Here is a 24059-nt window from a genome sequence, read left to right as displayed (position 1 = left end):
CACGCGGTGCGCCCGGCCCGGGCCGGGCGCGGCCGGTGCCGGTCCGGCGCGACCCGTCCGGCGTACGGCGGGGCGGCCCGGAACGGGGTGGTCCGTCAGACGGTCCCGGAGTCCGGCGCCCGGTCCCCGCGGCCGTCCCCGTCCGCCCCGTCCGGTGCCTCCCCGGTCAGCCGCCGGGCGTCACGGGCGAGCGCGGTGAGCCGGGAGATCGCGCGGAAGTACTTCTTGCGGTAGCCGCCCCCCAGCATGTCCTCGCCGAAGAGCCGGTCGAAGGGCACCCCGGAGGCCAGCACCGGCACCTCGCGGTCGTAGAGCCGGTCGGCGAGGACGACCAGGCGCAGCGCGGTGGACTGGTCCGGCACCGGCCGGACATCCGTCAGACAGACCGCCCGCAGTCCGTCGCACAGCGCCCCGTAGCGGCTGGGGTGGACCTGGGCGAGGTGCTCCAGAAGAGAGGGGAAGTGGTCGAGGGAGGCACCGGGGGTGCGGTGCGCGACGCCGGTCACCGTCGCCTCGCCGGCGGGCGGCGGGGCCTCGGGCAGGCCGCGGTGCCGGTAGTCCTCGCCGTCGATGCGCAGCGCGCGGAAGTGCGCGGCCAGCCCCTGTATCTCGCGCAGGAAGTCGGCGGCGGCGAAGCGGCCCTCGCCGAGCCTGCCCGGCAGGGTGTTGGAGGTGGCGGCCAGTGCCACGCCCGCCTCGACCAGCCGGCCCAGCAGGGTGGAGACCAGGACGGTGTCGCCCGGGTCGTCCAGCTCGAACTCGTCGATGCACAGCAGCCGGTGCCCGCCGAGCGTGTCCACCGTCCGCTGGAAGCCGAGTGCGCCCACCAGGTTGGTCAGCTCCACGAAGGTGCCGAACGCCTTGCGCTCGGGCGGCGCGTCGGTCGCGTGCCACAGGGAGGCCAGCAGATGGGTCTTGCCGACGCCGTAGCCGCCGTCGAGGTAGACCCCGCGCGGCCCGGACGGCCGGGCCGGCCGGTCCCCCCGGCGGAACCAGCGGCGGATGCCGCCCCCGCCGCCGTCCGCCGCCGGGCCGCCGATCCCGGCCGCGAACTCGCTCAGGACCCGTACCGCCTCGGCCTGGCTGGGCTGCTCCGGGTCCGGGAGGTAGTTGCCGAAGCGCACCGAGTCGAAGCGCGGTGGCGGGACCAGCTCCGCCACCAGCCGCTCGGCCGGGACGTGCGGGCGGCGGTCGCACAGGGACAGCGGGGCGGTCTCGTCGGTCGTCGGGCGTATCGAGGCGGTGGAGGACGGCACCCTCCCCACTCTACGGGGCGTGGCGGGGCGCGAAGCGCGTCCGTGAGCCGTGCCACACTGCGCGGTATGCGACGTCTGTTCCCCGCTCCGGAGCCCCTGTCCGAGGCCCTCGCCGACGCCCCGCCCGGTCCTCTCGCGGCCGGCCCCCGGGCCCCGGGCCCCGGTGGGACCGACGGCCGGTGGAGCCTGGACGAACTGGCCGACGCGTACGCCTACCCGCCCGCCGCGTGGCCGGGCGGGCCGGACGGACCGGTGCCCTGGCTGCGCGGCAACATGGTCTCCTCGCTCGACGGCGCCGCCCACCACCGGGGGCGCTCCCAGCCGCTCTCCTCGGACGCCGACATGCGGATCTTCGGGGTGCTGCGGGGGCTGGCGGACGTGGTGGTCGTCGGCGCTGAAACGGTACGGCAGGAGGGCTACCGGCCCGCCCGCGCACGCGAGGCGTTCGCCGCCCGGCGCGCGGCGGCCGGACAGGGGCCGGCCCCGGCGGTCGCGGTCGTCAGCGCCGGGCTGGAACTGGACTTCTCCCTGCCGCTGTTCACCGGGCCGCTGGTGCCCACCCTGGTGATCACCGGCGCGGACGCCCCGGCCGGGCGGCAGGCGGCGGCGCGGCGGGCGGGCGCGGTGGTGCTGCACGCGGGGGAGGGTGCCGCGGTGGACCCGGCGCGGATACCTGGGGTGCTGGCGGAGCGGGGTCTGACCCGGCTGCTCACCGAGGGCGGTCCGCGGCTGCTGGGGCAGTTCGCGGCGGCGGGCGTGCTGGACGAGCTGTGTCTGACCCTCTCGCCGCGGCTCACCGCCGGAGACGCCGGGCGGATCACCGGCGGCCCCGGTGTCCCCGGCCCCGAGGTGCCGCTGGCGTACGAACTGCTGTCCCTGCTGGAGGAGGAGGGGTTCCTCTTCACCCGCTACCGCAGGGTCGGCACCATGACGGGACGACAGGAATGATCCGCCGATACCGGGAATCCGTACGGGAAGGTGTGACATGCACAGAATGAGATACGCAGAGTGAAATGTACAACCCCCGCGCGACGCGGGACGGGATGGTTTCGCACGGGTCACCGGACCCGCCACGAGGAAGGGCGCCCGCAGTGTTCACGAGCGTATTGATGATCGAGAAGCCGCTGGTGCCCGCGGATGTGGAGCTCGTCACCACCCTCCACGGGGACGAGCCGGTCTCCTTCGTGGTGCTGATGCAGCCGCGCGGCGACCAGGACCGGCTGCTGCGCGCCCTGGACGACGTGGCGCTCGGCGAGCTGGACGAGGCCGTGCGCGAGGCCGCCGGGGAGGGGGAGGGGGAGGTGACGGGGGAGGACGGGCCGGTCTCCCCGGCCGAACGCTCCCTGGAGCACTCGCTGGAGGCGCTGCGCGCCGCGGGGGCGGACGCCGTCGGACAGATCGTCAGGAACCACCCGATCGATCTGCTCACCTCCGTCGTCCGCGAAACCCGGGCGGACGAGGTGATCGTCCTGACCGCGCCCCATCTGGTCGAGGAGTTCTTCCACCGCGACTGGGCCTCCCGGGCCCGTCACCGGGTCGGTGTCCCGGTGCTCAAGCTGTTCGCCCACAACGACTAGCGCCCCCGGAAGCGGCCGGGTGCGACCGGACGCGCCGGGGACCGGGGCGCGGAGCCGAGCCGGTGCGCCGGGCACGTGGACTGGGGGCATCCGCGAGCCTCGCATAGGGTGGGAACGCGAGCCTCCGGCGGGTGTCCGCGTGCCTTGATCCGTGGGACACGTGCGCGCGTGGGCGCGGCACGGGGGCCGGGAGCGCTCCCGGGCTCCGCGGGCGGTTCGCGCCGGGGACACCCCGACCACACCGGAAGAACACCTCCCGGACACCCGGGCCCGAAAGGACACCGCATGGCACCCGGTCTGCCGCCCGCGCTGGAGCGACCCCACTTCATCGGCATCGGCGGCGCCGGAATGTCCGGCATCGCGAAGATCCTCGCCCGGCGCGGCGCCCGGGTCGCCGGAAGCGACGCCAGGGAGTCCGCCACCGCCGACGCGCTGCGCGCCCTCGGAGTGAGAGTCCACATCGGTCACGCCGCCGGACACCTGGCCGACGACGCCACCGCCGTCGTCGTCTCCAGCGCCATCCGCGAGGACAACCCCGAACTGGCCGCCGCCCGCGAGCGCGGTGTCGGGGTGGTGCACCGCTCCGACGCGCTGGCCGCCCTGATGGACGGCCTGCGCCCCATCGCCGTCGCCGGCACCCACGGCAAGACGACCACCACCTCGATGCTCGCGGTCGCCCTGCGCACGATGGGCCTGGACCCCTCGTACGCGATCGGCGGCGACCTCGACGGCCCCGGCACCAACGCCCACCACGGCGAGGGGGAGATCTTCGTCGCCGAGGCCGACGAGAGCGACCGCAGCTTCCACAAGTACGCGCCCGAGGTGGCGATCGTCCTCAACGTGGAGCTGGACCACCACGCCAACTACGCCTCCCTGGCGGAGATCCACGAGTCCTTCGAGACCTTCGTCGACCGCCTCCGCCCAGGCGGCACCCTGGTGGTCTCCGCCGACCACGACGGCGCCCGCGAGCTGACCGCCCGCCTCCGCGCCCGCAAGGCGCCCGGCGAGCCGCGGATCGTCACCTACGGCGAGGCGGCCGATGCCGACGCGCGGGTCCTCAAAACCGTCCCCCGCGGCCTGACCAGCGAGGTCACCGTCCGGCACGAGGGCGTGGAGATCGACTTCACCGTCTCCGTCCCCGGCCGCCACTACGCCCACAACGCCGTCGCCGCGCTCGCCGCCGGAGCGGCCCTGGGCGTCCCGGCCGACCGGCTGGCCGCCGCCCTCACCTCGTACACCGGCGTCAACCGGCGCCTCCAGCCCAAGGGCGAGGCGCGCGGCGTGCGGGTCATCGACTCCTACGCCCACCACCCCACCGAGATGGCCGCCGACCTGGAGGCCGTCCGGGACGCCGCGGAGGGCGGCCGGGTGCTGGTGCTCTTCCAGCCCCACCTGTTCAGCCGCACCCGGGAACTGGGCGCCGAGATGGGCCGGGCCCTGGCCCTGGCCGACGCCTCGGTCGTCCTGGAGATCTACCCCGCCCGCGAGGACCCCGTCCCGGGCGTCACCAGCGCCCTCGTCGTGGACGCCGCCCGCGCGGCGGGTGCCGCGGTGCGGGCCGAGTCCGCCCCGGAGCAGGCCGTTGCGGCGCTCGCCGGAATGGCGGAGCCCGGTGACCTCGTTCTGACGATGGGGGCCGGCGACGTCACCGAACTCGGTCCGGCCCTCCTCGACCGGCTGGCGAAGTGACAGGAGGCACCCCCATGGCGTACGAGATCGACAGGACCGAGGAGCAGTGGCGGCAGGAGCTGAGCCCCGCCGAGTACCACGTGCTGCGCGAGGCGGGCACCGAGCCCCCCTTCACCGGCGAGTACACCGACACCAGGACCACCGGGGTCTACCAGTGCCGGGCCTGCGGAGCCGAACTCTTCCGCTCGGACACCAAGTTCGAGTCCCACTGCGGCTGGCCCAGCTTCTTCGACCCGGCGGACTCCTCGGCGGTCGAGCTGCGCGAGGACCGCTCCCACGGCATGGTCCGCACCGAGGTCCGCTGCGCCCGCTGCGGCTCCCACCTGGGCCACGTCTTCCGCGGCGAGGGGTACCCCACCCCGACCGACGAGCGCTACTGCATCAATTCCATCTCCCTGCGGCTGGTGCCGCGCGAGGAAAACACCGAGTGATGAGGAGAGCCCGGGCATGAACGAAACCCGGCCGACGAAGAGAATCCTGATCAGATCGGGCAAGAGCCCCTTCGACGCGGTCCCGGCCGAGGGAGTGATACACCGGGACCTGATAGGCACCAACTCGGGGAACCTGGTCTTCAGCGACGCCGCGCACAAACTGCTCACCCTGCCGGACACCGAGGTCGTCTCCAACGGCCTCAAGGCCGACCCGAGGGCCGCCGCCCGGATCAACGAGGAGTACGACGTCTTCGTCATCCCCCTGGCGAACGCCTTCCGGATCTCCTTCGCCGGCTCCCTGGACCGGCTGGCGCGCCTGATCGAGCAGCTCAAGATCCCCGTGGTCGTCCTCGGCGTCGGCGCGCAGAGCACCCTGGGCTACGACCCCGAGCGACTGCGCCGGATCGAGGAGCCGGTCAAGCGGTTCATGAAGGCCGTGCTGGACCACTCGCCGTCGGTCGGGGTGCGCGGCGAGTTCACCCAGAGCTACCTCAACGGCCTGGGCTTCCGGGACGTCGAGGTCATCGGCTGCCCGTCGATGTTCCTGCACGGCCCCGAGATCCGGGTGGAGAAGCGGGTCGACGCCCTCACCCGCGACTCCCGCATCTCCGTCAACGCCTCGCACAGCGCCCTGCGCACCAGCGGCGAGGTCGGCAGGTTCGTGACCGCCGCCTGGGAGCGCTACCCCGACCTGGTCTACATCGCCCAGAACCTCATCGACGCGGAACTGATGTTCTGGGGCGACGTCTCGGAGGCGGCCGGCAACCACTCGACCATGCCGATCCACCGCACCCACCCGCTGTACCGCGAGAACAAGGTCCGTCTCTACTCCGACTCCGCCACCTGGATCAAGGAGCTGAGCGAGCGCGACTTCTCCTTCGGCACCCGGATCCACGGCAACATCGCGGCGCTGCTCGCCGGGACGCCGTGCACCGTGCTGTGCCACGACTCGCGCACCCTGGAGCTGTGCCGGTACTTCGACATCCCGCACCGCATGCTCACCGAGGTGCCGCCCGACGTCGACCCGGCCGACCTGTACGAGCAGGCCGACTTCGGCCCCCTGGTCAAGGGGCACCCCGAGCGCTTCGAGCGCTTCGCGTCGTTCCTCGACAGGCACGGGCTGCGGAACACCTTCACCCACGGCGACGGCGGCGCCGCCTTCGACGCCCGGCTGCGGGAGCTGGATCTCCCGCCCGCCATCGACGTGTGGGACGGCACCGACGACGGCCGGCTCGGCTACCGCTTCAGCCGGCTCAGGCAGCGTGACGACGAGGCCGCGAAGAAGATCGCCGAGCTGACCAAGCGGGTCACCACGCTGGAGAAGCGGCTGGCCGCCCTGGAACGGGGGCGGTCCGGCAACGCGGTGGTGCGGGTCGGCCGGGCTGTCCGGCGCCGGGTCGTCAGGCGGTAGCGGCTCCCCGCGGCGGCGCCGGGAAGCCGGACAACCTCCGCCCCTCCCGCGGGAGGGACCGGGAGCGACGGCGGGTACGGGACGCCGCCGGGTTTCCCGGCCGCCTGCTCGCCGCCGGCCTCCGGGGCCGGGCGGCGTGCCGCCCGGCCGCCGGTCACCCGCCGCCCGCGCCGCCGCGACGGCACGGCCGGGGCGCCCCCGCGGGGCGTGGCCGCCTCCCGGCCCGCCCGCGCCGCGCCGCGTGCGGTCGGCGCGGTGGCGCCGTCGGGCTTCGGCGCGCAGGCGCCTCGCGCGGGCCCGGCACGGCCCGCCCGTGCCCCGCCCGCCGCGGCGGTACGCCTACCGCAGCACCGCCGCCGAGTGCGGGCCCAGCCGCAGCAGGCCGTCGCCCCTCGGCGGCTCGCACACCCCCCAGGAGGCCAGCTCGTCGGCCGTGTGCACCGTCAGGGGGATCTCGGCCGTGCCCTCGGCGGCCAGGTGCACCGCGAGGTGCAGCCCGCCGTGGCGCAGGTACAGCCAGCGCCGTTCCTCGTCGAAGGAGACGTGCACGTCGGCCGGCACCGTACGGGGCGAGACATGGGCGCGGCGCAGCGCGATCAGCGCCCGGTGCCAGGCCAGCAGGTCGGCGTGCGGCTCGCGGCGCGGCTCGTCCCAGTCGAGGCAGGACCGCAGCCGGGTGGCCGGGTCCTGCGGGTCGGGCACGTCCTCCTCGGCCCAGCCGTGCGCGGCGAACTCCCGCCGCCGCCCGCGCCGTACCGCCTCCGCCAGCTCGGGGTCGGGATGGTCGGTGAAGTACTGCCAGGGGGTGCGCGCCCCCCATTCCTCGCCCATGAACAGCATCGGCGTGTACGGCCCGCACAGCACCAGCGCCGCCGCGCAGGCCGCGAGACCGGGGGAGAGGTGGGCGGCGAGCCGGTCGCCCTGGGCCCGGTTGCCGATCTGGTCGTGGGTCTGGGCGTAGGCCAGGAAGCGGCGGGTCTCGGTGGCCGTACGGTCCACCGGGCGGCCGTGGCGGCGGCCCCGGAAGGACGAGTACGTGCCGTCGTGGAAGAACACGCCGGTCAGCGTCTTGGCCAGGGCCGCCAGCGGGGCACGGGCGAAGTCGGCGTAGTAGCCCTGGGCCTCACCGGTCAGCGCGGTGTGCAGGGCGTGGTGGAAGTCGTCGTTCCACTGCGCGTGGATCCCCAGCCCGTTGGCCGCGCGCGGCGCGGTGGTGCGCGGGTCGTTCCGGTCGGACTCGGCGACCAGGAACAGCGGGCGGCCCAGTTCCTCGGCCAGGGCGTCCACGGCCGCCGACAGCTCGGCCAGGAAGTGCTCGGCCCTCTCGTCCACCAGCGCGTGCACCGCGTCCAGGCGCAGCCCGTCCAGCCGGTAGTCGCGCAGGAAGGCCAGCGCGCTGCCGATGAAGTACGCCCGCACCTCGTCCGAGCCGGGCGCGTCCAGGTTGACCGCCGAGCCCCACGGGGTGTGGTGGCGATCGGTGAAGTACGGGCCGAACTCCGGCAGCCGGTTGCCCGAGGGCCCCAGGTGGTTGTGCACCACGTCCAGGACGACGCCCAGACCGTGCGCGTGCGCGGCGTCCACGAAGCGCTTGAGGCCGTCGGGCCCGCCGCAGGGCTCGTGCACCGCCCACGGCGCCACCCCGTCGTAGCCCCAGCCGTGGGTGCCGGGGAAGGAGTTGACCGGCATCAGCTCGACGTGGGTGACGCCGAGGCCGGCCAGGTGGCCCAGCCGTCCGGCCGCCGCCTCGAAGGTGCCCGCCTCGGTGAAGGTGCCGACGTGCAGCTCGTACAGCACCGCGCCGGCCAGGTCCCGTCCGGCCCACTCGTGCCGCCAGGAGTACGCGCCGTGGTCCACCACCGCGGCCGGGCCGTCGGGCCCGTCCGGCAGCCGCCGGGCGCGGGGATCGGGCAGGACGGGCCCGCCGTCGAGCGAGAAGCCGTAGCGGGTCCCGTGCCCGGCGGACGCCTCGGCCCGCCACCACCCGGCGCGCTCCGGGTCGCGCGCCATGGGGAACTCCTCGTCCCCCGTGTGCAGCGCGACCTCTCGCGCGTCCGGTGCCCACACCTCGAACAGCACTGGCGTCTCCTTGTGGCCGACGGCACGTCAGAGGTCCAGCATGCCCGCTCCGGGCCCGTTCACCGCGGACCTCACGCGGGCACCGCCCGGTGTTCCCCGCCGGGCCGGGGCGCGGGGGCCGCCCCCGGCTCCCGGCCGCGTGAGCGGAGGGCACCACGGGGCCGCCGCGCCCCGGAAGGGGAGGCATGCGGGTGGCCGGGTACCCGAGCCCGTGCCAGGCCGCGGGACTCGTTCTGCCCGAGGGAGGAGAGTCACTGGCGGCGCGCTTCTGGCCCTAGCAGCGTCTCGGCCAGCTCCGGGAGTCCGCGCAAGGTGGCCTGTGCCTGCTCGGCCAGCTCGTCCAGTCCGTCCCGGAAGGTGCCCCGGGGGATGCGCCCGATCTCCGCGACGATGTGATCGCAGGATCCGTGCTGCCGTCTCCAGATAGTCGGCGACGGCCGACCGGGGGTCCCAGAAGCGGTCGTTGACCCGGTAGCGCTCCCAGACGGCAAGGTCGGACGGCAGGTCCCCGCGGCGCACCACTCCTCCGGACCAGTCGGGCACGGCGCTTCCCCACTCCCTCAGTTCGCTGTCGATCGCGTCACGTACCGCGTCGCAGGCGCTGTGGAAACCGTGCACCCGCTCAGCCAGCTGGTCCGTGTTCGGCACGTGTACCGCGTTACCGGGGCAGGCAGCTGCGACCGGTTTTGACGAGAGGTGCTTGTCGCCGCCGTCCCGCGTCAGGACGAGACGGAGCAAGTACACGAAGGTCTCCCCCGGATGCTCATGAGGCCGTCCCTGGGACGGGGCGGTCTCGGCACGGAGCAAGACCTTGAAACGATCCGCCTGCAACGGGCCGATCTCGTGCGAGACGTGCTTCTCGACGGGGGCGATCCTGCCGATGCGCGGAGCCGGGAGTGTCACTTCGTATGTGGCCGATGGCGCCAGTAGAGCAGGCCCTGAGCTGTCGGAGTACGGAAGCAGTACGTCCAGTACCTGAATCCTGGCTGACCGAATGACTTCCAACGTCATTCGCTTGACGATGGTCGGCTGCCCGCCGCGATTGCGCAGCTTGACGTCGATCTCCGTGGGATCCACGGCCCGGCCTCTGTGGCCAACGTGCACATCGGCCAGCTCAAGTTGCTCTTTGGGAGAACGCTGCCCGATCCGGGAGATCGCCAACGCGGTGACGGCCGCGACGATGGTGCCCCCTATGCCGGCGAGCACGCCCAACATCTCAGCAGACATCAGCAGCCGCCTCCGACTCATCTACCGGCGAACAACTTACGGCGCGCGCCTGGAGAATTCCTTGTCACCGCGGGACCAGGCGGCTCGCCAGTAGTAGTGGCGGGCTCGCGCGCGCTCTCCGCGCTCACGCGGGCCGAGCGCGCCAAGTTCACCCACCGGGGACGTCTCACCGCGGGACCCCGCCGTCCGCGGCGAGGGCGCACGCCGGACTCCGGACGGGTCCGTTCGACGTCCCCTCACCCCAGGCACACGCGGCGCTGCGTCACCGGATACCCGGCCCGGGCGAAGTGGGCGGCCATCGGGGTGTTGGTGACGTCGGTGGCCGCCGCGATGCTCCGCGCGCCCTCGGCGACGAGCTGGTGGGTGCACTCCACCAGCAGGTCGTAGGCGTAGCCGTGGCCGCGCCGCTCGGGTACCACGCCGATGAAGCCGACGCACGGGCCGGACGGGTTGCGGGCCGGGACCTGGATGCCGGCGAGCTCGCCGCCGGGCGTGTACGCCAGCCGCCACCAGTCGCGCGGCGAGGGGCACCAGCGGAAGAAGTCCAGCTCCTCCCGGGCCGCCCGCTCCACGCCGCCCGCGGCGATCGCGCGGCGGGCGTGCGCGTCCAGGGTGTCGGAGTGGACCCGGCGCAGCACGTCCAGGACCAGTTCGTCGCCCGCCTCGCCGTCCGGCACGGGGCGGAACTCCAGCCGCCCGGGCCGCTCGGGCAGCCCGCACCCGGGGGTCCACAGATAGCGGTACCGCTCGACCACGAACGCGTACCCGGCGGCCTCGGCCGCCTCGATACGGGCCTCGGCGGCGGCGCGGACCTCGTCCCGCTCGCGCCAGTCGGGCGGCAGCACCAGCTCGTACCCGGCGCGGAAGGGGGCGCGCCGCAGCAGTTCCACCGCGGCGTCGCGGTCGGTGAAGTCGAACCAGTCGAGCACGACCGGCTCGGTGTCGTGCGGCCCGCCCCAGAACGCGGCCCGCGCGACGACCGCGCCGCCGCGCAGGGCCACCCAGGTCCACTCGGGGCGGTACGCGCCGCCCTCGGCCACGGTGGTGTACGGGCGCCCCATGACGGGCGGGCCGATCAGGTCCGCGGCGGGGGCGGACAGGGAGGTGAACAGCTCGCGCGCCTCGCCCTCGGCGAGCGCGCGGACGACGGGGGAGGCCGGGTGGGCCGGAGAGGTCATGGTGATTCCTTCGCGGAGAACGCGGACACCGCCGCGCTCCCGTCAGGGAAGGAGGAACGCCCGGCGGACGGGGCGGAAGCGCGTGACGGCAGGGGTACGGACGGCGTGCACGGCTCTCACCTCCCTTTCCGGTGCAGGGGCGTGACGGCACCGTAGCCCGGGGGACCGGCGGGCGTCCACGTGTTTTCCGGCGCCCCGCCGCGCCATCCCGCCGTGGCCGGGGGCAGGACCGGGGCGGGCGCGTGGACGGCTTCCGGTCGCCCCGGCCCCGGGCTGGACAGCCCGGGGCCGGGTCCGGAGAATGACCGGTCATGGCATCTCTGGAGCCGGGAGCGGTCCCGCCGCGCCCGTCGGACGAGGACCGGGAGCGCGCCCTGGAGGTGCTGCGGGAGAGCGCGGCCGTCGGCCGCGTGTCGCACCAGACGTTCGAGCGCCGGGTGGAGCTGGTCCTCACCGCCCGCCGGGCCGACGAACTGGCGGCGGCGGTCCACGATCTGCGCCCGGCCCCGCCGGAGCCGGTGCTGCTGAGGATCGTCGGCGGGCTCTCGGCGCTGCCCGGACGGCTGCGACGGGCCTGGCGGACGGCCCGGCTGCCGGAGCTGATGCTGCCCCCGCCCGGCCCGTACCCGATGAGCATCGGCCGCGCGCCCGGCTCGGTGCTGCGGCTGAACGACGAGACGGTCTCCCGGGCGCACGCCCAGCTGCACAGCTCGCCGCGCGGCTGGACGCTGCGCGATCTGGGGTCGTCCAACGGCACCTGGGTCAACGGCCGCCGGGTGACCGGGTCGGTGAGCGTACGGCCGGGGGACCACGTGCGGTTCGGGCAGGTCAGCTTCCGGCTGAGCGGGCGCTGAGCTGCTGACGGCGTTCGCGGCCCTCTGCCGTCCGGCCGGCGGCCACGGCAGGTGACACCGGCTCCCGGGCAGTGCCGGCCGGGTGCGCCGCGAACGGCGCACCCGCGCCGCCGCTCACCACGGCCCCTCGCGGCCGCCCGGCCGCGCTGCTCCCCGGCCCTGCGGACCGGGAACCGGCGGCCGGTAGCGGCCCGGCGATACGGCCACTCGCCGGTGCCGCCCTCGCGGTACCCGCGTGCTCTTCCGCGCCCGGTGTGTCTCCCGCCCGGGGCGGGGAGACACACCGGGCAGACGGGCGGGCCCGTGCCGGGCGGTCAGTCCCGGACCAGCAGCACGGCCGGGGAGCGGGCCAGCAGCTCCGCCAGCGGGACGGCCCCCTCGACCGTCCGGCCGTCCAGCGCGTCCCGCCACCGCCCCGGCGGCAGCTCCAGCGCCGTGTCCCGCCAGCCGCCCGCCCCGGCCAGCCGCAGCGAGAGCCGGGTGACCACGGTGGCGACCGCGCCGGAGCGGGTGAACGCCACACAGTGGTCCGCCGCCGGGCCGCCGGCCCGCAGCGGCTCGTACGACGCCGCGGCGCCGAACCACTCGGGGTGCTCGCGCCGCAGCCGCAGGGCGGCGACGGTCAGCCGCCGCTTCCCCTCCGACAGCCCGGGCGGCAGGGCGCCCGTCAGGTCCTCGGCGTCCCGCGCCGCGGTGTCCGCCTCGTCCGCGGCGCCCTCCCCGGCGGGGAAGCCGGGCAGCCGGCGGTTGTCGGGGTCCACCAGCGCGGCGTACACCCGCTCGGTGCCCATGTAGAGGTCCGGCACCCCGGGCATGGTCAGGTGCAGCAGCGCCGCGCCGAGCACGTTGGCCCGCACCGGCTCCCGCAGCTCCCGGGCGAAGGCGGTGACCGTGTGCAGCGGCGGCCCGCCCGGCCCGGCCGCCGCGAAGCGCTCGACGGCCTCCTCGTAGCCGGGATCCGGCTCCGTCCAGCTGGTGCGCAGCCCCGCCTCCCGCACGGCCTTCAGCAGCGCGGGCACCAGCCGCTCCTGTTCGGGGAAGCCCATGCCGTACGCCGTCTGCCACGCCGACCACGCCAGGTGGCGGTCCGGGGCCTCGACGCCGCCGGTGCGCAGCGTCTCCTCCGCCGCCTCCGCCAGCAGCCCGGCCCACCGCTCCGGGCACTCGCTCAGCACCGCGATCGCCGCCCGGACGTCCGCGCTGCGCTTGGTGTCGTGCGTGGACAGTACGGTGCCGGTGGCCGGCCAGTCGCGCTGGAGACGCGCGCAGTAGGCGTGGAACTCCTCCGGTGCCACCAGAGGGTTCTCCGGGCTGCCGCCCACCTCGTTGGCCGACAGCAGCGGCGTGTACCGGTAGAAGGCGGTGTCCTCCTCCGACTTGGCCCGCAGCGCCGCGCTGACCTGTGCGAAGCGCGCGCAGAAGTCCCGCTGCGCCGCCCCGGTGCCCAGCCGGCCCAGCGCCAGGTCCCGCACCACGTCCACCGAGGCGGCCTCCTCGGGCACGGCGAACGCCTCCCGCGCCCCCTCGGCGGCCTCCTCCAGCATCGCCCGGTCCTCCGCGCTCACCGGCCCGCCCGCGGTGGTGTACGGCCGGTACACCGGCAGCCGCACCAGCGTCTCCCGGATGGCGGTGCGCAGCGCCCAGGGCGCGTGGTCGCGCAGCGCCAGACCGGGCGCGGTCTCGCACACCGCCGCGGCCGTCCGGGTGAGCCGCTCCACCTCGGCGGCCAGATCGTGGGCGACCACCTCCCGCGCGGCCCGCCGCACCGTCGCCTCCCACTCGCCGCCCTCGTCCGGCGCGGCGCCGGTGGACTCCCGGTGGAGCCGCACCAGCTCCGCGTGGCCCACCGGGTCGGTGAACAGGCCGTCGAGGTGGCGCAGCGCGTCGTAGCCGGTGGTCCCGGCGACCGGCCAGGACACCGGCAGCCGCTCGGCGGGGCCGAGGATCTTCTCCACCACCGTCCAGACGCCGCCGGTCTCCTCGCGCAGCCGCAGCAGGTACGCGCCGGGGTCGGCCAGTCCGTCCGGGTGGTCCACCCGCAGCCCGTCCACCACGCCCTCGCGCACCAGCCGCAGCACGCACTCGTGGGTGGCGGCGAAGACCTCCGGGTCCTCCACGCGCAGCCCGATCAGGTCGGAGATGGTGAAGAACCGCCGGTAGTTCAGCTCGGTGCGGGCCAGCCGCCACCAGGCCAGCCGGTAGTGCTGGGCGTCCAGCAGTTCGGGCAGCGGCAGGTCCTCGGTGCCCGCGCGCAGCGGGAAGCGGTGGTCGTAGTAGGTCAGCACGCCGCCCTGGACGGACAGCGCCCGCAGCTCGTCGCCCAGCCGCCCGCCGAGCACCGGCAGCAGCACCCGGCCGTCGCCGGCCTCCCAGTCGATGTCGAACCAGCGGGCGTACGGCGAGGCCGGGCCCTCGCGCAGCACCTCCCACAGCGGCTCGTTCAGCCGCTCGGGCGCGGGGACGCCCATGTGGTTGGGCACGATGTCCAGCACGATCCCCAGCCCGTGCTCCCGGGCGGTGCGCGCCAGCGCCCGCAGGCCCTCCTCGCCGCCGAGCTCCTCGCGCACCCGGGCGTGCCCGGTCACGTCGTAGCCGTGCGCCGAGCCGGGGACCGCCTCCAGCACCGGGGACAGGTGCAGATGCGACACGCCCAGCGAGGCGACGTACGGCACCACCCGGGCGGCGGCGGCGAACGGGAAGCCCGGCTGGAGCTGGAGCCGGTAGGTGGCGGTCGGCGGGGCGGTACGGGAGGGCGGGGCGGTGCGGGCGGCAGGGGACGGGGACGACTCGGGAGGCAGATCGGACGTCATGGGCTTGGGTGTTCCCGGCGAGCCGCGCCCGAATCCGCCGCGTCCGGGTCCGCGTGCCGTCCGTGCGGTCCACCGCACGGTGCGGGGCGTACGGCTACCGGCGGCGGCCGTCCGTCCGCGCGGCCGCCGCGCCGCGCTGATCGGCCGGCCGCTGGAGCACCGTCAGGCTGCGGTCCACCAGGGTGATGCGGTCGCCCGCCTTCACGGTGGGGCCCGAGCCGGGCGGCACCGCGTCCTCCCGCGCGGTGTCCACCACGACCTGCCACTGGCTGCCGTGGTCGGCCGGCACCACGAAGGAGCGCGGCGTGGACTGGGCGTTGAACATCAGCAGGAAGGAGTCGTCGGTGATCCGCTCGCCGCGCTCGCCGGGCTCGGAGATCGCGTTGCCGTTGAGGAACACCGTCAGGGCCCTGGCCTGCGCCTCCTGCCAGTCGCGCTGGGTCATCTCCTCCCCCTCGGGGGTGAACCAGGCGATGTCCGAGAGCTCGTCGTGGGTGCCCTCCACCGGCCGCCCGTGGAAGAAGCGCCGCCGCCGGAAGGCCGGGTGGTCGCGCCGCAGCCCCACCATGGCCTGCACGAACTCGCACAGCGGGTGCTCCTCGCCGGGCTCGGGCCAGTGCACCCAGGACAGCTCGCCGTCCTGGCAGTACGCGTTGTTGTTGCCCCGCTGGGTGCGGGCGAACTCGTCGCCGTGGCTGAGCATCGGCACGCCCTGGGAGAGCAGCAGCGTGGCGATGAAGTTGCGCATCTGCCGGCCGCGCAGGGCGCGGATGTCCGCGTCGTCGGTGTCGCCCTCGGCCCCGCAGTTCCAGGAGCGGTTGTGGCTCTCGCCGTCCCGGTTGCCCTCGCCGTTGGCCTCGTTGTGCTTCTCGTTGTACGACACCAGGTCGTGCAGCGTGAAGCCGTCGTGGCAGGTCACGAAGTTGATCGAGGCCAGCGGCCGGCGCCCGTCGTCCTGGTACAGGTCCGAGGAGCCGGTCAGCCGGGAGGCGAACTCCGCCAGGGTGCGCGGCTCGCCCCGCCACAGGTCCCGCACGGTGTCCCGGTAGCGGCCGTTCCACTCCGTCCACAGCGGCGGGAAGTTCCCCACCTGGTAGCCGCCCTCGCCCACGTCCCACGGTTCGGCGATCAGCTTCACCTGGCTGACCACCGGGTCCTGCTGCACCAGGTCGAAGAACGACGACAGCCGGTCCACCTCGTGGAACTGCCTCGCCAGCGTCGCCGCCAGGTCGAAGCGGAAGCCGTCCACGTGCATCTCGGTGACCCAGTAGCGCAGCGAGTCCATGATCAGCTGGAGCACGTGCGGGGAGCGCATCAGCAGCGAGTTGCCGGTGCCGGTGGTGTCCATGTAGTACCGGGGGTCGTCCGTCAGCCGGTAGTACGAGACGTTGTCCAGGCCCCGGAAGGAGAGCGTGGGGCCCAGGTGGTTGCCCTCGGCCGTGTGGTTGTAGACCACGTCCAGGATCACCTCGATCCCGGCCTGGTGCAGCGCCTTGACCGCCTGCTTGAACTCCAGCACCTGCTGGCCCCGGTCCCCCCAGGAGGCGTAGGCGTTGTGCGGGGCGAAGAAGCCGATGGTGTTGTAGCCCCAGTAGTTCGCCATCCCGGCGTCGGCCAGCCGGTGGTCGGTGACGAACTGGTGCACCGGCATCAGCTCCAGCGCGGTGACGCCCAGCCGGGTGAGGTGCTCGATGATCGCCGGGTGGCCGAGCGCCGCGTAGGTGCCGCGCAGGTCCTCCGGCAGCTCCGGATGGAGCATGGTCAGGCCCTTCACATGGGCCTCGTAGATCACCGTCTGGTGGTAGTCGGTGCGCGGCGGCCGGTCGTCGCCCCAGTCGAAGTAGGGATTGACGACCACGGACGCCATGGTGTGCGGCGCCGAGTCCAGGTCGTTGCGCCGTTCGGGGTCGTCGAAGTGGTAGCCGTAGACCGACTCGTTCCAGTCGATGGCCCCGCTCATCGCCCGGGCGTAGGGGTCGAGCAGCAGCTTGGCGCTGTTGCACCGGTGGCCCTTCTCCGGCTCGTACGGCCCGTGCACCCGGAAGCCGTACCGCTGGCCGGGCATCACGCCCGGCAGATAGGCGTGCCGTACGAAGGCGTCGGACTCGCGCAGCTCGACGGCCGTCTCCGAGCCGTCGTCGTGCAGCAGACACAGCTCGATGCGCTCCGCCGCCTCCGAGAACACGGCGAAGTTCGTTCCCGCGCCGTCGTACGTGGCGCCGAGGGGATAGGCCCGTCCCGGCCAGACCTGCATGTCGACTCTTCCTGTCGCGTTGCTGCCGCGGTTCTGTCGCGGTTCCTGTCGGGATCCCTCTACCCGCTGCTGCCGAATCCTCGCGCAGTACGGGCGCGCCGAGCGGACGCGGCGTTTATCTTCCCCCGGAAGAGCGTACGAGCAAAGGAACTTGGTCCCGGGATACGGCTGCGCGCCCTCCCGCGGGCACAGTAGGCTCCTTGATCGACAGAGCGCGGGTCCGGAAGGCGGTGCACAGGCAGGTGAGCTCGGGAGGGCTTGAGCTCCCCCCAGGTGGCGGGAGCGAGGGCGGTGCCGGTCCGTCCGGGGCGCCGTCCGGAGCACCGCCCGGAGTGCCGCCCGGCACGGTGTCCCTGGCGCGTCCGATGGAGATCGGAGCGGACCTGGCCTGGGACGCCGGGGACTGGGCCGAGGTGCGGCAGCGCGCCCAGCGGGCCGGGCGGGCGTACATCTGGCTGAACCTCGTCGAGCAGCGGCTGCGCGCGGTGGTCGCGGCGGTCCTGCGGCCGATCTACGAGCCGGTGCACGGCGAGGAGTGGGTGGTGGCCGCGGCCGGGCCGGCCGGGCAGGAGTGGGTCCAGCGGGCGGTGGCCGTCCGCGAGGTCAGCCGCCGCAAGGGCTATCTGCTCGACCCGGCCGACGACAACCTGCTGTCCTTCCTCACCCTGCCGCAGCTGCGCGAGCTCATGGTGCAGCACTGGCCCTGCTTCGAGCCGTACTTCGAGGCGCGCCGCGAGCTGGAGCTGGCCCTGGACGAGCTGGAGGTGGCCCGCAGCGCGGTGGCCCGCAACCGCGCGCTGTCCCCGGCCGTGCTCGCCCAGGCCGAGCGGATCTCGGCCCGGCTGCTGGACCTGCTGGGCGCCGGCCGGGACGTCCCCTCCGCCCGCCGGCTCCCGGTGGACGCGGTGGAGGAGCTGGTCGGCGACCGCTTCGCGGACGTCGTCGGCGTCCACCCGGACCGGGTGCGCCTCCAGCGCCAGCTCCCGGCCGAGGACCTGTTCGGCGGCGCGCGCCGGCTGGACGCCATCGGCATCGGCCTCAACCTGCTGGTCCAGAACTACTCCGGGCGCCGTCTGATGCGGCTGGCCGACTCCGGCTGCCGGGTGCGGCTGCTCTTCCTCAACCCGGCCAGCAGCGCGGTACGGCGCCGGGAGCGGGAGCTGGGGCTGAAGAAGGGCGAGCTGAGCCGTTCGGTGGAGACGAACATCCTCCACATGCGCCGGGTCCGCTCCCGGGTGCGGGACACCGGCGCCTTCGAGATCCACGTCTTCGACGAGACGCCGCGCTTCACCGCCTACCTCGTCGACGGCGACGGCCCGGACGGCGTCGCCGTCGTCCAGTCGTACCTGCGGCGGACCCGCGGCATGGAGGCCCCGGTGCTGGTGCTGCGCGGCGGCGGCCGGGACCTCGTGCACGGGGGCGCGTACGGCGGCCCCGGGCCGGCGGGGGAGGGCGGCGAGCACGGGCTCTTCCACCTCTACCGGGAGGAGTTCGAGTCGGTCTGGACGGACTCCCGTCCGGTGTCCTGAGCCCGGCGGGAAACGCGGACGCGTCCCGCGTCCGCGGGCGGCTCCGGGGCCGGGCCGGGCTGCCGCTGTCACACCCCGTGGCTAGGGTTCCCGCATGACGGGACAGCCAGGACGGCCGGAGCGGCCTCAGAGGTATGTGGCGCTGCTGCGCGGGATCAATGTGGGCGGGCACCGGAAGGTGCCCATGGCCGAGCTGCGCCAGACGCTGACGGGGCTGGGCTGGGACGGGGTACGCACCTACCTGGCCAGCGGAAACGCGGTCTTCACCGTCGAGGGGCGGAGCACGGGGGAGCTGGCGCGGGAGCTGGAGGCCGCGCTCGCCGGGCGGTTCGGCTTCTCAGTCGACTGCCTGGTCCGTACCGCCGGCGAGCTGCGTGCGGCGGCCGACGCCTGCCCCTATCCGGCCGACGGCGACCCGGCGAAACTGCTGGTCCTCTTCCTCGACCGGGCCCCGGACGCCGCGCGGCTGGCGGCGGTGGACGCGGCGGCCTTCGCGCCGGACGAGTTCCGGGCCGGGGAGCGCGAGCTGTACTGCTGGTTCCCCGGCGGCATGGGCCGCAGCAAGCTGCCCGGCGCGCTGGAGGCCGCCTGCAAGGGGCGCACGGTCACGGGGCGCAACTGGCGCACGGTCACCGCCCTGCTCGGGATGGCCGCCTAGCACCGGGGGAGCGGGCGGTCCCGCGGCGGTGCGGCGCACCCGGCCGGGTGGTGTGTCCGCTCCCCGCCGGGGCACTCCTTCCTGTCCGTGGACGACACCGACCGGAAGGGCTTCCGTGGAGAGCACCGAGGCGAACCCGCACTCCCGCATCATGCTGCGCCCCATCGCCAGTCCGCTGCCCATGGGCTTCCTCGGGCTGTCCTTCGGCACGTTCCTGTTCGCCGCGTTCCAGCTCGGCTGGCTGCCGGAGCCGGAGGAGGACCGGGTGGCGCTGGCCGTACTGCTGCTGACCGTGCCGCTGGAACTGCTGGCGTCGGTGTTCGGCTTCCTGTGCCGGGATCCGGGGGCCGCGGTGGTGATGGCCGTGCTGGCCGGTTCCTGGGCCCTGGTCGGGACCTTCAAGGCGCTCTCGCCGCCCGGCACGTACAGCGAGGTGCTGGGGGTGGCACTGCTCGCCGTCGCGGTGCTCCTGCTGGTGACGTCCGCGGCCGAGATCGGCAAGCCCCTGGTGGGGGCGGTGGTGGTGCTGGCGGCGGTCCGCTTCGCCGTCACCGGAATCACCGAGCTGACCGCCTCGTCCGGCTGGCAGACGGCCGCCGGGCTCACGGGTCTGCTGCTGGCCGTGCTGGCCGCCTACGCCGCGCTCGCCTTCCTGCTGGAGAACGCCCAGAACCGCCCGGTGCTGCCGGTGCTGCGGGGCAAGCCGGTCGGTGAGGAGGAACCGGGGGTGCGCCCGCGGCTGTGACGGCCCGCCCCGTACGCCGCCCGGCCGGGCGGCGTACGGTCAGGCGCCGATCGGCACGCTTCCGGCCGCCGGCGCCGACCAGGCCGCCACGGCCTCGTCATAGCGGCGGGCCAGCAGCCGGACCAGCTCCGGGGCGTCGCCCAGCTCCGGGGCCAGCACGTCCGCGCCCGCCTCGCGGGCACCCGCGGCGATGCGGTCCGGCAGGAAGCCGGGCGCGATCACGTACGGGGCGACGGCCACCCGCCGTACGCCCGCCGCGCGCAGTTCCCGGACCGCGTCGGCGGTGCGGGGAAGGGCAGCGGAGGCGAACGCGGGCCGCACGGCGCACCAACCGGCGGTGCGCCGCCACTCCCGCGCGATTTCTGCGATCACCGCGATCGCCTCCGGGTCACTGGAGCCCGCCGAGGCCAGGACGACCCCGGTCGAGCACTCGTCGCCGGGCCGCAGCCCGGCCTGGCGCAGCCGCCGCTCCAGGGCGGCCGTCAGCAGCCGGTCCGGGCCCAGCACCTCGGCCTGGCGCACCGCCAGCCGCGGTAGGCGGGCGGCCGTCTCGCCCAGCACCCCGGGGATGTCCGACTTGGCGTGGAAGGCGCGGGTGAGCAGCAGCGGCAGGGCCACCACCCGGCGCGCCCCCTCGGCGTGCAGCCGGGTGAGCGCCTGGGGGACGGACGGCGCGTTGAAGTCCAGATGGCCGACCTCGACCCGCACCCCGGGGCGCAGCGCCCGCAGCCGCGCGCACAGCGCCGCCACGGTCGCGGCGTGCCGGGGGTCGCGGCTGCCGTGGGCGACGACCAGCAGGGCCGGCCCGCCGGTCCGGGGGCCGCTGCCGTCGCCGGGTGCGGCGCGGTGCGCGGCGGACAGGGGGACGGTTCGCACGGGCCGGATCACCTCCCGGCCGCGGCCAGCCCGCGGCTGTGCAGGACGCGGCGCTCCAGCGGCGAGAACAGCGCCGCCTCGACGGCCACGCCCACGGCCAGGATCAGCACCACCGAGGCCAGCACCAGGCTCATCTCGCCGCTCTGCCGCCCCGCGTCCAGCATCCGGCCGATGCCGGGCAGCGGAGTGGCGGTGATCAGTTCGGCGGTCATCAGGGCGCGCCAGCCGAAGGTCCAGCCGTGCCGCAGCGCGGTGACGAAGCCGGGCAGGGCGGCGGGCACCAGGACGTGGACGGCGCCGGTCAGCCCGCCGGCGCCCATCGACCGGCCCGCCCGGATCAGCAGCGGCGGCACCCGGTCCACGGCGGCGGTCACCCCGACGGCGATCGACGGGACGGCGCCCAGCAGCACCACCGCGTACACCGCGCCCTCGGAGTTGCCCAGCGCGATCACCGCGACGGGCACCAGCGCGGCGGCGGGCAGCGACTGCAGGGCCGACAGAATCGGTCCCAGCACCGTGCGCAGCGGTGCCACCCTCGTCAGCAGCAGCCCCAGCGGGACGCCGATGGCCACCGAGGCGGCGAAGCCGATCAGACAGCGCAGCAGGCTGTGGCCCAGCGCGGGCAGCAGGGTGCCGTCCGACCAGGCACCGGCCAGCTCGCGCCACACGGCGGCCGGGGCGGGCAGGGTGGCCGACCAGCCCAGCGTGTGGGCCGTCTGCCACAGCGCCAGCACCAGGGCGATCGCCGCCAGCGGGGGCACGGCCTTGGCCAGCACCCGCCGGGAGGCGGCCCCGGGGGTGGAGGCGGGAGATTCCAGGGCGTCCAGACCGGACGCCATCTCGTCGGAGTCGTCGGAGGAGCCGGAAGCGCCGCCGGTGCCCGTGCCGGAGCCGGCCGGGTCGCCGGCGTCCGCCGCCCCCCGCATGCCCTGCCGGGAGTCCTCGGTGTCAGTGGCGGGCATGGCGGACGATCTCCTCGTGCAGATGGCCGGTGATCTCCCGGGCGAGGGAGGTCACCGAAGAGTCCTCGATACGGCGCGGATGGGGGGCGTCCACCCGCCACTCGTGCGCGATCCGGCCCGGACGCGAGGACAGCAGCACCACCCGCTGGCCCAGCCGCACCGCCTCGCGGACGTTGTGGGTGACGAACAGGACGGTCAGCTCCCGCTCGCGCCACACCCGGGTCAGCTCCTCGTGGAGCAGGTCGCGGGTGATGGCGTCCAGCGCGGCGAAGGGTTCGTCCATCAGCAGCACCCGGCTGCCCTGCGCCAGCGAGCGGGCCAGCGCCACGCGCTGCCGCATGCCGCCGGAGAGCTGGTGGACCCGCTTGCCGTACGCGTCCGGCAGCCGCACCAGCCGCAGCAGCTCCTCGGCCCGGCCGCGCCGCTCGGCCCGGGGCACCCCGGCCAGCTTCAGGGCCAGCTCCACGTTGCGGCCGGCGCTCAGCCACGGAAACAGGGCGTGGTCCTGGAACATCAGCGCGGGCCGCCCGTGCGGCACCCGCACCTCGCCCGAGGTCGGCCGGTCCAGTCCGGCGACCAGGTTGAGCAGGGTGGACTTGCCGCAGCCGGAGGCGCCCAGCAGGCAGACGAACTCCCCGGGCGCGACCCGCAGCCCGATGTCGTCCAGCACCTGCTGGCCGCCACCGCCGCCGCGGTGGGGACCGAAGCTCTTCGACACGTGCTCGAGCTGCACCGCGTACGGGCCGTGCTGCCCGGTCTGCGATCCGTCCTGCTGACCGGTCTGCCGCCCGGTCCCGGCGCCGGTGACGGACGACGCCGGGACGGCGGTGGCGAGTTCGGTGGACACAGCGGAGTCCTCTCGTCGTTCGCCACCCGGGTGCGGGCGGCGCTACGGCTGGGGTGCGCCGGCGTGTGCGGCGGGGACGTGCGGGGTGTGCGGCGGAAGGTGGCGCGGGGCGTGCTGCGGGGGTTCGGGAGTCACCGGCGGCGTCCCGCCAGTCCGCCCTGCCCGCTGCCCACGGCGCCGCTGCCGATGCGGCCGCCGGTGAGGTCGAAGGTGGCGAAGGCGTTCTCCGGCGCCCCGGCCGGGGCGCCGGCCGCCGTCCTCACCGTCACCGTCATGGTCAGAAGTCCCATCCGTCGTCGGTGCCGGCACCGTCGGCGGCGGCGCCGGCCGTCCTGGCGGCGGCCTCGGCGAAGGCGTCACCGGCCATGCCGGCGGTGAGGGTGGCGCCGTCGGCGGGGTCGATCAGCAGAAACGATCCGGTGCGCCGGGAGACGGCGTAGGCGTCCAGCGGCAGCGGCTCGGCGGTACGGATCCGCACCCGGCCGATGTCGTTGGCCGCCAGCTCGCCCGGCCCGGGGTGCTGGGAGAGGTCGTCCAGGGTCAGCCGGGAGGGGATCTCCTTGACGATCGCCTTCACGGTGCGGGTGGTGTGCTTCAGCAGCACCCGCTGACCGACCCGCAGCGGGGTGTCGTGCAGATGGCAGACGGTGGCGGTGACGTCCTGGGTGGTGGCCGGGGCCTCCTCGGCGGGGGCGATCAGGTCACCGCGGGAGATGTCGAGGTCGTCCGCCAGCCGGAGGGTGACGGACTGCGGCGCCCAGGCGTTGGCCACGGACTGCCCGAGCACGTCGATGCCCTCGACGGTGGAGGTGCGGCCCGAGGGCAGCACCGTCACCCGCTGGCCGACGCGGAACGCGCCGGAGGCGATCTGTCCCGCGTAGCCGCGGTAGTCGGGGTGCTCGGGCGTCTGGGGGCGGATGACGTACTGCACCGGGAAACGGGCCGCGCAGGCCGCCAGGTCGTGGCTGACCGGAACGGTCTCCAGGTGCTCCAGGACGGTCGGGCCGCTGTACCAGTCCATGTTCGCGGACGGGGTCACCACGTTGTCGCCGACCAGCGCCGAGATGGGGACGGCGGTGATCTCGGGGACGCCCAGGGAGGCGGCGTAGGCGGTGAACTCGTCCGCGATGGCCGAGAAGACCGCCTCGTCGTAGCCGGCCAGGTCCATCTTGTTGACGGCCAGCACCACGTGCGGCACGCGCAGCAGGGCGGCGACCGCGGCGTGCCGGCGGGTCTGCTCGACCACGCCGTTGCGGGCGTCCACCAGGATGATGGCCAGCTCGGCGGTGGAGGCGCCGGTGACCATGTTGCGGGTGTACTGCACGTGCCCGGGGGTGTCGGCCAGGATGAACCGGCGCCGCGGCGTGGCGAAGTAGCGGTAGGCGACGTCGATGGTGATGCCCTGCTCGCGCTCCGCGCGCAGGCCGTCGGTCAGCAGGGCCAGGTCCGGGCCCTCGGCGCCGCGGCTGCGGGAGGCGTGCTCGACGGCCTCCAGCTGGTCGGCCAGGACCGACTTGGAGTCGTGCAGCAGCCGCCCGACCAGGGTGGACTTGCCGTCGTCCACGCTCCCGGCGGTGGCGAAGCGCAGCAGCGAGGTGGTCGCGAGCAGCTCCGCGGCGGCGGTGCCGGTGGCACTGTCGTTGGCGCTGTCGGTGGCGGTGTCGGCGGTCATCGGA

The 24059-nt window shown here is 74.9% G+C and carries 19 protein-coding genes; 9 read left to right on the top strand and 10 right to left on the bottom strand.

What is annotated here, in order from left to right; all coding sequences use genetic code 11:
* Window positions 1–95: 95 nt before the first annotated feature.
* Entirely contained in the window at window positions 96–1256 is a 1161-nt protein-coding gene (gene zapE / locus V1L54_RS17110) for a cell division protein ZapE (RefSeq protein WP_330118877.1), read from the bottom strand.
* 66 nt (window positions 1257–1322) lie between these two features.
* Between zapE and V1L54_RS17105 the strand changes: the two genes are divergently transcribed.
* The 5 genes from V1L54_RS17105 (at window position 1323) to V1L54_RS17085 (ending at window position 6364) form a co-directional block, all read left to right on the top strand.
* Entirely contained in the window at window positions 1323–2204 is an 882-nt protein-coding gene (locus V1L54_RS17105; protein ID WP_330118876.1) for a dihydrofolate reductase family protein, read from the top strand.
* A gap of 143 nt (window positions 2205–2347) precedes the next feature.
* Window positions 2348–2833, top strand: coding sequence for an indole-3-glycerol phosphate synthase (locus V1L54_RS17100; RefSeq protein WP_330118875.1), 486 nt, complete (start codon window positions 2348–2350; stop codon window positions 2831–2833).
* 285 nt (window positions 2834–3118) lie between these two features.
* Window positions 3119–4522, top strand: a complete 1404-nt coding sequence (gene murC, locus V1L54_RS17095; RefSeq protein ID WP_330118874.1) for a UDP-N-acetylmuramate--L-alanine ligase — start codon at window positions 3119–3121, stop codon at window positions 4520–4522.
* Between the two features lie 14 nt (window positions 4523–4536).
* Complete coding sequence (msrB, locus tag V1L54_RS17090) at window positions 4537–4953, top strand: peptide-methionine (R)-S-oxide reductase MsrB (RefSeq protein WP_330118873.1); 417 nt, start codon at window positions 4537–4539, stop codon at window positions 4951–4953.
* Window positions 4954–4969: 16 nt separating this feature from the next.
* Window positions 4970–6364 carry a polysaccharide pyruvyl transferase family protein gene (locus V1L54_RS17085; protein ID WP_330118872.1) on the top strand — a complete coding sequence of 465 codons (1395 nt, stop codon included), beginning with the start codon at window positions 4970–4972 and terminating at the stop codon, window positions 6362–6364.
* 339 nt (window positions 6365–6703) lie between these two features.
* Here the strand turns inward: V1L54_RS17085 and treZ are convergent, their stop codons facing one another.
* Both treZ and V1L54_RS17075 read right to left on the bottom strand, forming a co-directional pair.
* Window positions 6704–8443, bottom strand: a complete 1740-nt coding sequence (treZ, locus tag V1L54_RS17080; protein WP_330118871.1) for a malto-oligosyltrehalose trehalohydrolase — start codon at window positions 8441–8443, stop codon at window positions 6704–6706.
* Between the two features lie 1463 nt (window positions 8444–9906).
* A complete protein-coding gene (locus V1L54_RS17075) occupies window positions 9907–10848 on the bottom strand; it encodes a GNAT family N-acetyltransferase (RefSeq protein ID WP_330118870.1) in 942 nt (313 codons plus the stop codon).
* Window positions 10849–11159: 311 nt separating this feature from the next.
* On the opposite strand from V1L54_RS17075, the gene V1L54_RS17070 reads away from it, so the two are divergent.
* Window positions 11160–11702, top strand: coding sequence for an FHA domain-containing protein (locus V1L54_RS17070; protein ID WP_330118869.1), 543 nt, complete (start codon window positions 11160–11162; stop codon window positions 11700–11702).
* A gap of 314 nt (window positions 11703–12016) precedes the next feature.
* On the opposite strand, the gene treY is transcribed toward V1L54_RS17070, so the two are convergent.
* Together treY and glgX are read right to left on the bottom strand one after the other, a co-directional pair.
* The gene (gene treY, locus V1L54_RS17065; RefSeq protein ID WP_330118868.1) at window positions 12017–14512 is read right to left on the bottom strand and encodes a malto-oligosyltrehalose synthase; all 2496 of its coding nucleotides are present in this window, start codon (window positions 14510–14512) and stop codon (window positions 12017–12019) included.
* A gap of 94 nt (window positions 14513–14606) precedes the next feature.
* A complete protein-coding gene (glgX, locus tag V1L54_RS17060; RefSeq protein WP_330118867.1) occupies window positions 14607–16766 on the bottom strand; it encodes a glycogen debranching protein GlgX in 2160 nt (719 codons plus the stop codon).
* A gap of 242 nt (window positions 16767–17008) precedes the next feature.
* Here glgX and V1L54_RS17055 point away from each other — a divergent pair, with 242 nt between their 5' ends.
* From V1L54_RS17055 to V1L54_RS17045, 3 genes are all read left to right on the top strand, one after another.
* Window positions 17009–18295: a DUF5919 domain-containing protein gene (locus V1L54_RS17055; protein ID WP_443076674.1), complete on the top strand. Its 1287-nt coding sequence runs from the start codon at window positions 17009–17011 to the stop codon at window positions 18293–18295.
* Window positions 18296–18389: 94 nt separating this feature from the next.
* Complete coding sequence (locus tag V1L54_RS17050) at window positions 18390–18953, top strand: DUF1697 domain-containing protein (protein ID WP_330118865.1); 564 nt, start codon at window positions 18390–18392, stop codon at window positions 18951–18953.
* 115 nt (window positions 18954–19068) lie between these two features.
* Entirely contained in the window at window positions 19069–19698 is a 630-nt protein-coding gene (locus V1L54_RS17045) for a GPR1/FUN34/YaaH family transporter (RefSeq protein ID WP_330118864.1), read from the top strand.
* Between the two features lie 39 nt (window positions 19699–19737).
* Here V1L54_RS17045 and V1L54_RS17040 read toward each other — a convergent pair whose 3' ends face one another.
* From V1L54_RS17040 to V1L54_RS17020, 5 genes are all read right to left on the bottom strand, one after another.
* Window positions 19738–20559: a sirohydrochlorin chelatase gene (locus V1L54_RS17040; protein ID WP_443076673.1), complete on the bottom strand. Its 822-nt coding sequence runs from the start codon at window positions 20557–20559 to the stop codon at window positions 19738–19740.
* 23 nt (window positions 20560–20582) lie between these two features.
* On the bottom strand, window positions 20583–21536 hold the full coding sequence (locus V1L54_RS17035; protein WP_330118863.1) for an ABC transporter permease: 954 nt from the start codon (window positions 21534–21536) through the stop codon (window positions 20583–20585).
* The gene (locus V1L54_RS17030; RefSeq protein ID WP_330118960.1) at window positions 21523–22269 is read right to left on the bottom strand and encodes an ABC transporter ATP-binding protein; all 747 of its coding nucleotides are present in this window, start codon (window positions 22267–22269) and stop codon (window positions 21523–21525) included. The genes V1L54_RS17035 and V1L54_RS17030 overlap by 14 nt, the downstream gene beginning before the upstream one ends.
* 245 nt (window positions 22270–22514) lie before the next feature.
* Complete coding sequence (locus V1L54_RS17025) at window positions 22515–22673, bottom strand: hypothetical protein (protein WP_330118862.1); 159 nt, start codon at window positions 22671–22673, stop codon at window positions 22515–22517.
* Window positions 22661–24055, bottom strand: coding sequence for a sulfate adenylyltransferase subunit 1 (locus V1L54_RS17020; protein ID WP_330118861.1), 1395 nt, complete (start codon window positions 24053–24055; stop codon window positions 22661–22663). The genes V1L54_RS17025 and V1L54_RS17020 overlap by 13 nt, the downstream gene beginning before the upstream one ends.
* Window positions 24056–24059 lie beyond the last annotated feature (4 nt).

It is taken from the genome of Streptomyces rubellus, assembly GCF_036323805.1.
In the GTDB taxonomy this organism is placed as follows: Bacteria; Actinomycetota; Actinomycetes; order Streptomycetales; family Streptomycetaceae; genus Streptomyces.
The sequence above is the reverse complement of the archived record's forward strand: the minus strand, read 5'-3'. Positions and strand labels throughout refer to the sequence as shown.

What these genes read in the sequence shown, in the direction of transcription:
- V1L54_RS17025 (WP_330118862.1), bottom strand. Translation starts at nt 22,673, where the DNA reads ATGGGACTTCTGACCATGACGGTGACGGTGAGGACGGCGGCCGGCGCC.
- V1L54_RS17105 (WP_330118876.1), top strand. Translation starts at nt 1,323, where the DNA reads ATGCGACGTCTGTTCCCCGCTCCGGAGCCCCTGTCCGAGGCCCTCGCC.
- murC (WP_330118874.1), top strand. Translation starts at nt 3,119, where the DNA reads ATGGCACCCGGTCTGCCGCCCGCGCTGGAGCGACCCCACTTCATCGGC.
- V1L54_RS17075 (WP_330118870.1), bottom strand. Translation starts at nt 10,848, where the DNA reads ATGACCTCTCCGGCCCACCCGGCCTCCCCCGTCGTCCGCGCGCTCGCC.
- V1L54_RS17020 (WP_330118861.1), bottom strand. Translation starts at nt 24,055, where the DNA reads ATGACCGCCGACACCGCCACCGACAGCGCCAACGACAGTGCCACCGGC.
- treY (WP_330118868.1), bottom strand. Translation starts at nt 14,512, where the DNA reads ATGACGTCCGATCTGCCTCCCGAGTCGTCCCCGTCCCCTGCCGCCCGC.
- V1L54_RS17035 (WP_330118863.1), bottom strand. Translation starts at nt 21,536, where the DNA reads ATGCCCGCCACTGACACCGAGGACTCCCGGCAGGGCATGCGGGGGGCG.
- msrB (WP_330118873.1), top strand. Translation starts at nt 4,537, where the DNA reads ATGGCGTACGAGATCGACAGGACCGAGGAGCAGTGGCGGCAGGAGCTG.
- V1L54_RS17070 (WP_330118869.1), top strand. Translation starts at nt 11,160, where the DNA reads ATGGCATCTCTGGAGCCGGGAGCGGTCCCGCCGCGCCCGTCGGACGAG.
- V1L54_RS17050 (WP_330118865.1), top strand. Translation starts at nt 18,390, where the DNA reads ATGACGGGACAGCCAGGACGGCCGGAGCGGCCTCAGAGGTATGTGGCG.
- glgX (WP_330118867.1), bottom strand. Translation starts at nt 16,766, where the DNA reads ATGCAGGTCTGGCCGGGACGGGCCTATCCCCTCGGCGCCACGTACGAC.
- V1L54_RS17085 (WP_330118872.1), top strand. Translation starts at nt 4,970, where the DNA reads ATGAACGAAACCCGGCCGACGAAGAGAATCCTGATCAGATCGGGCAAG.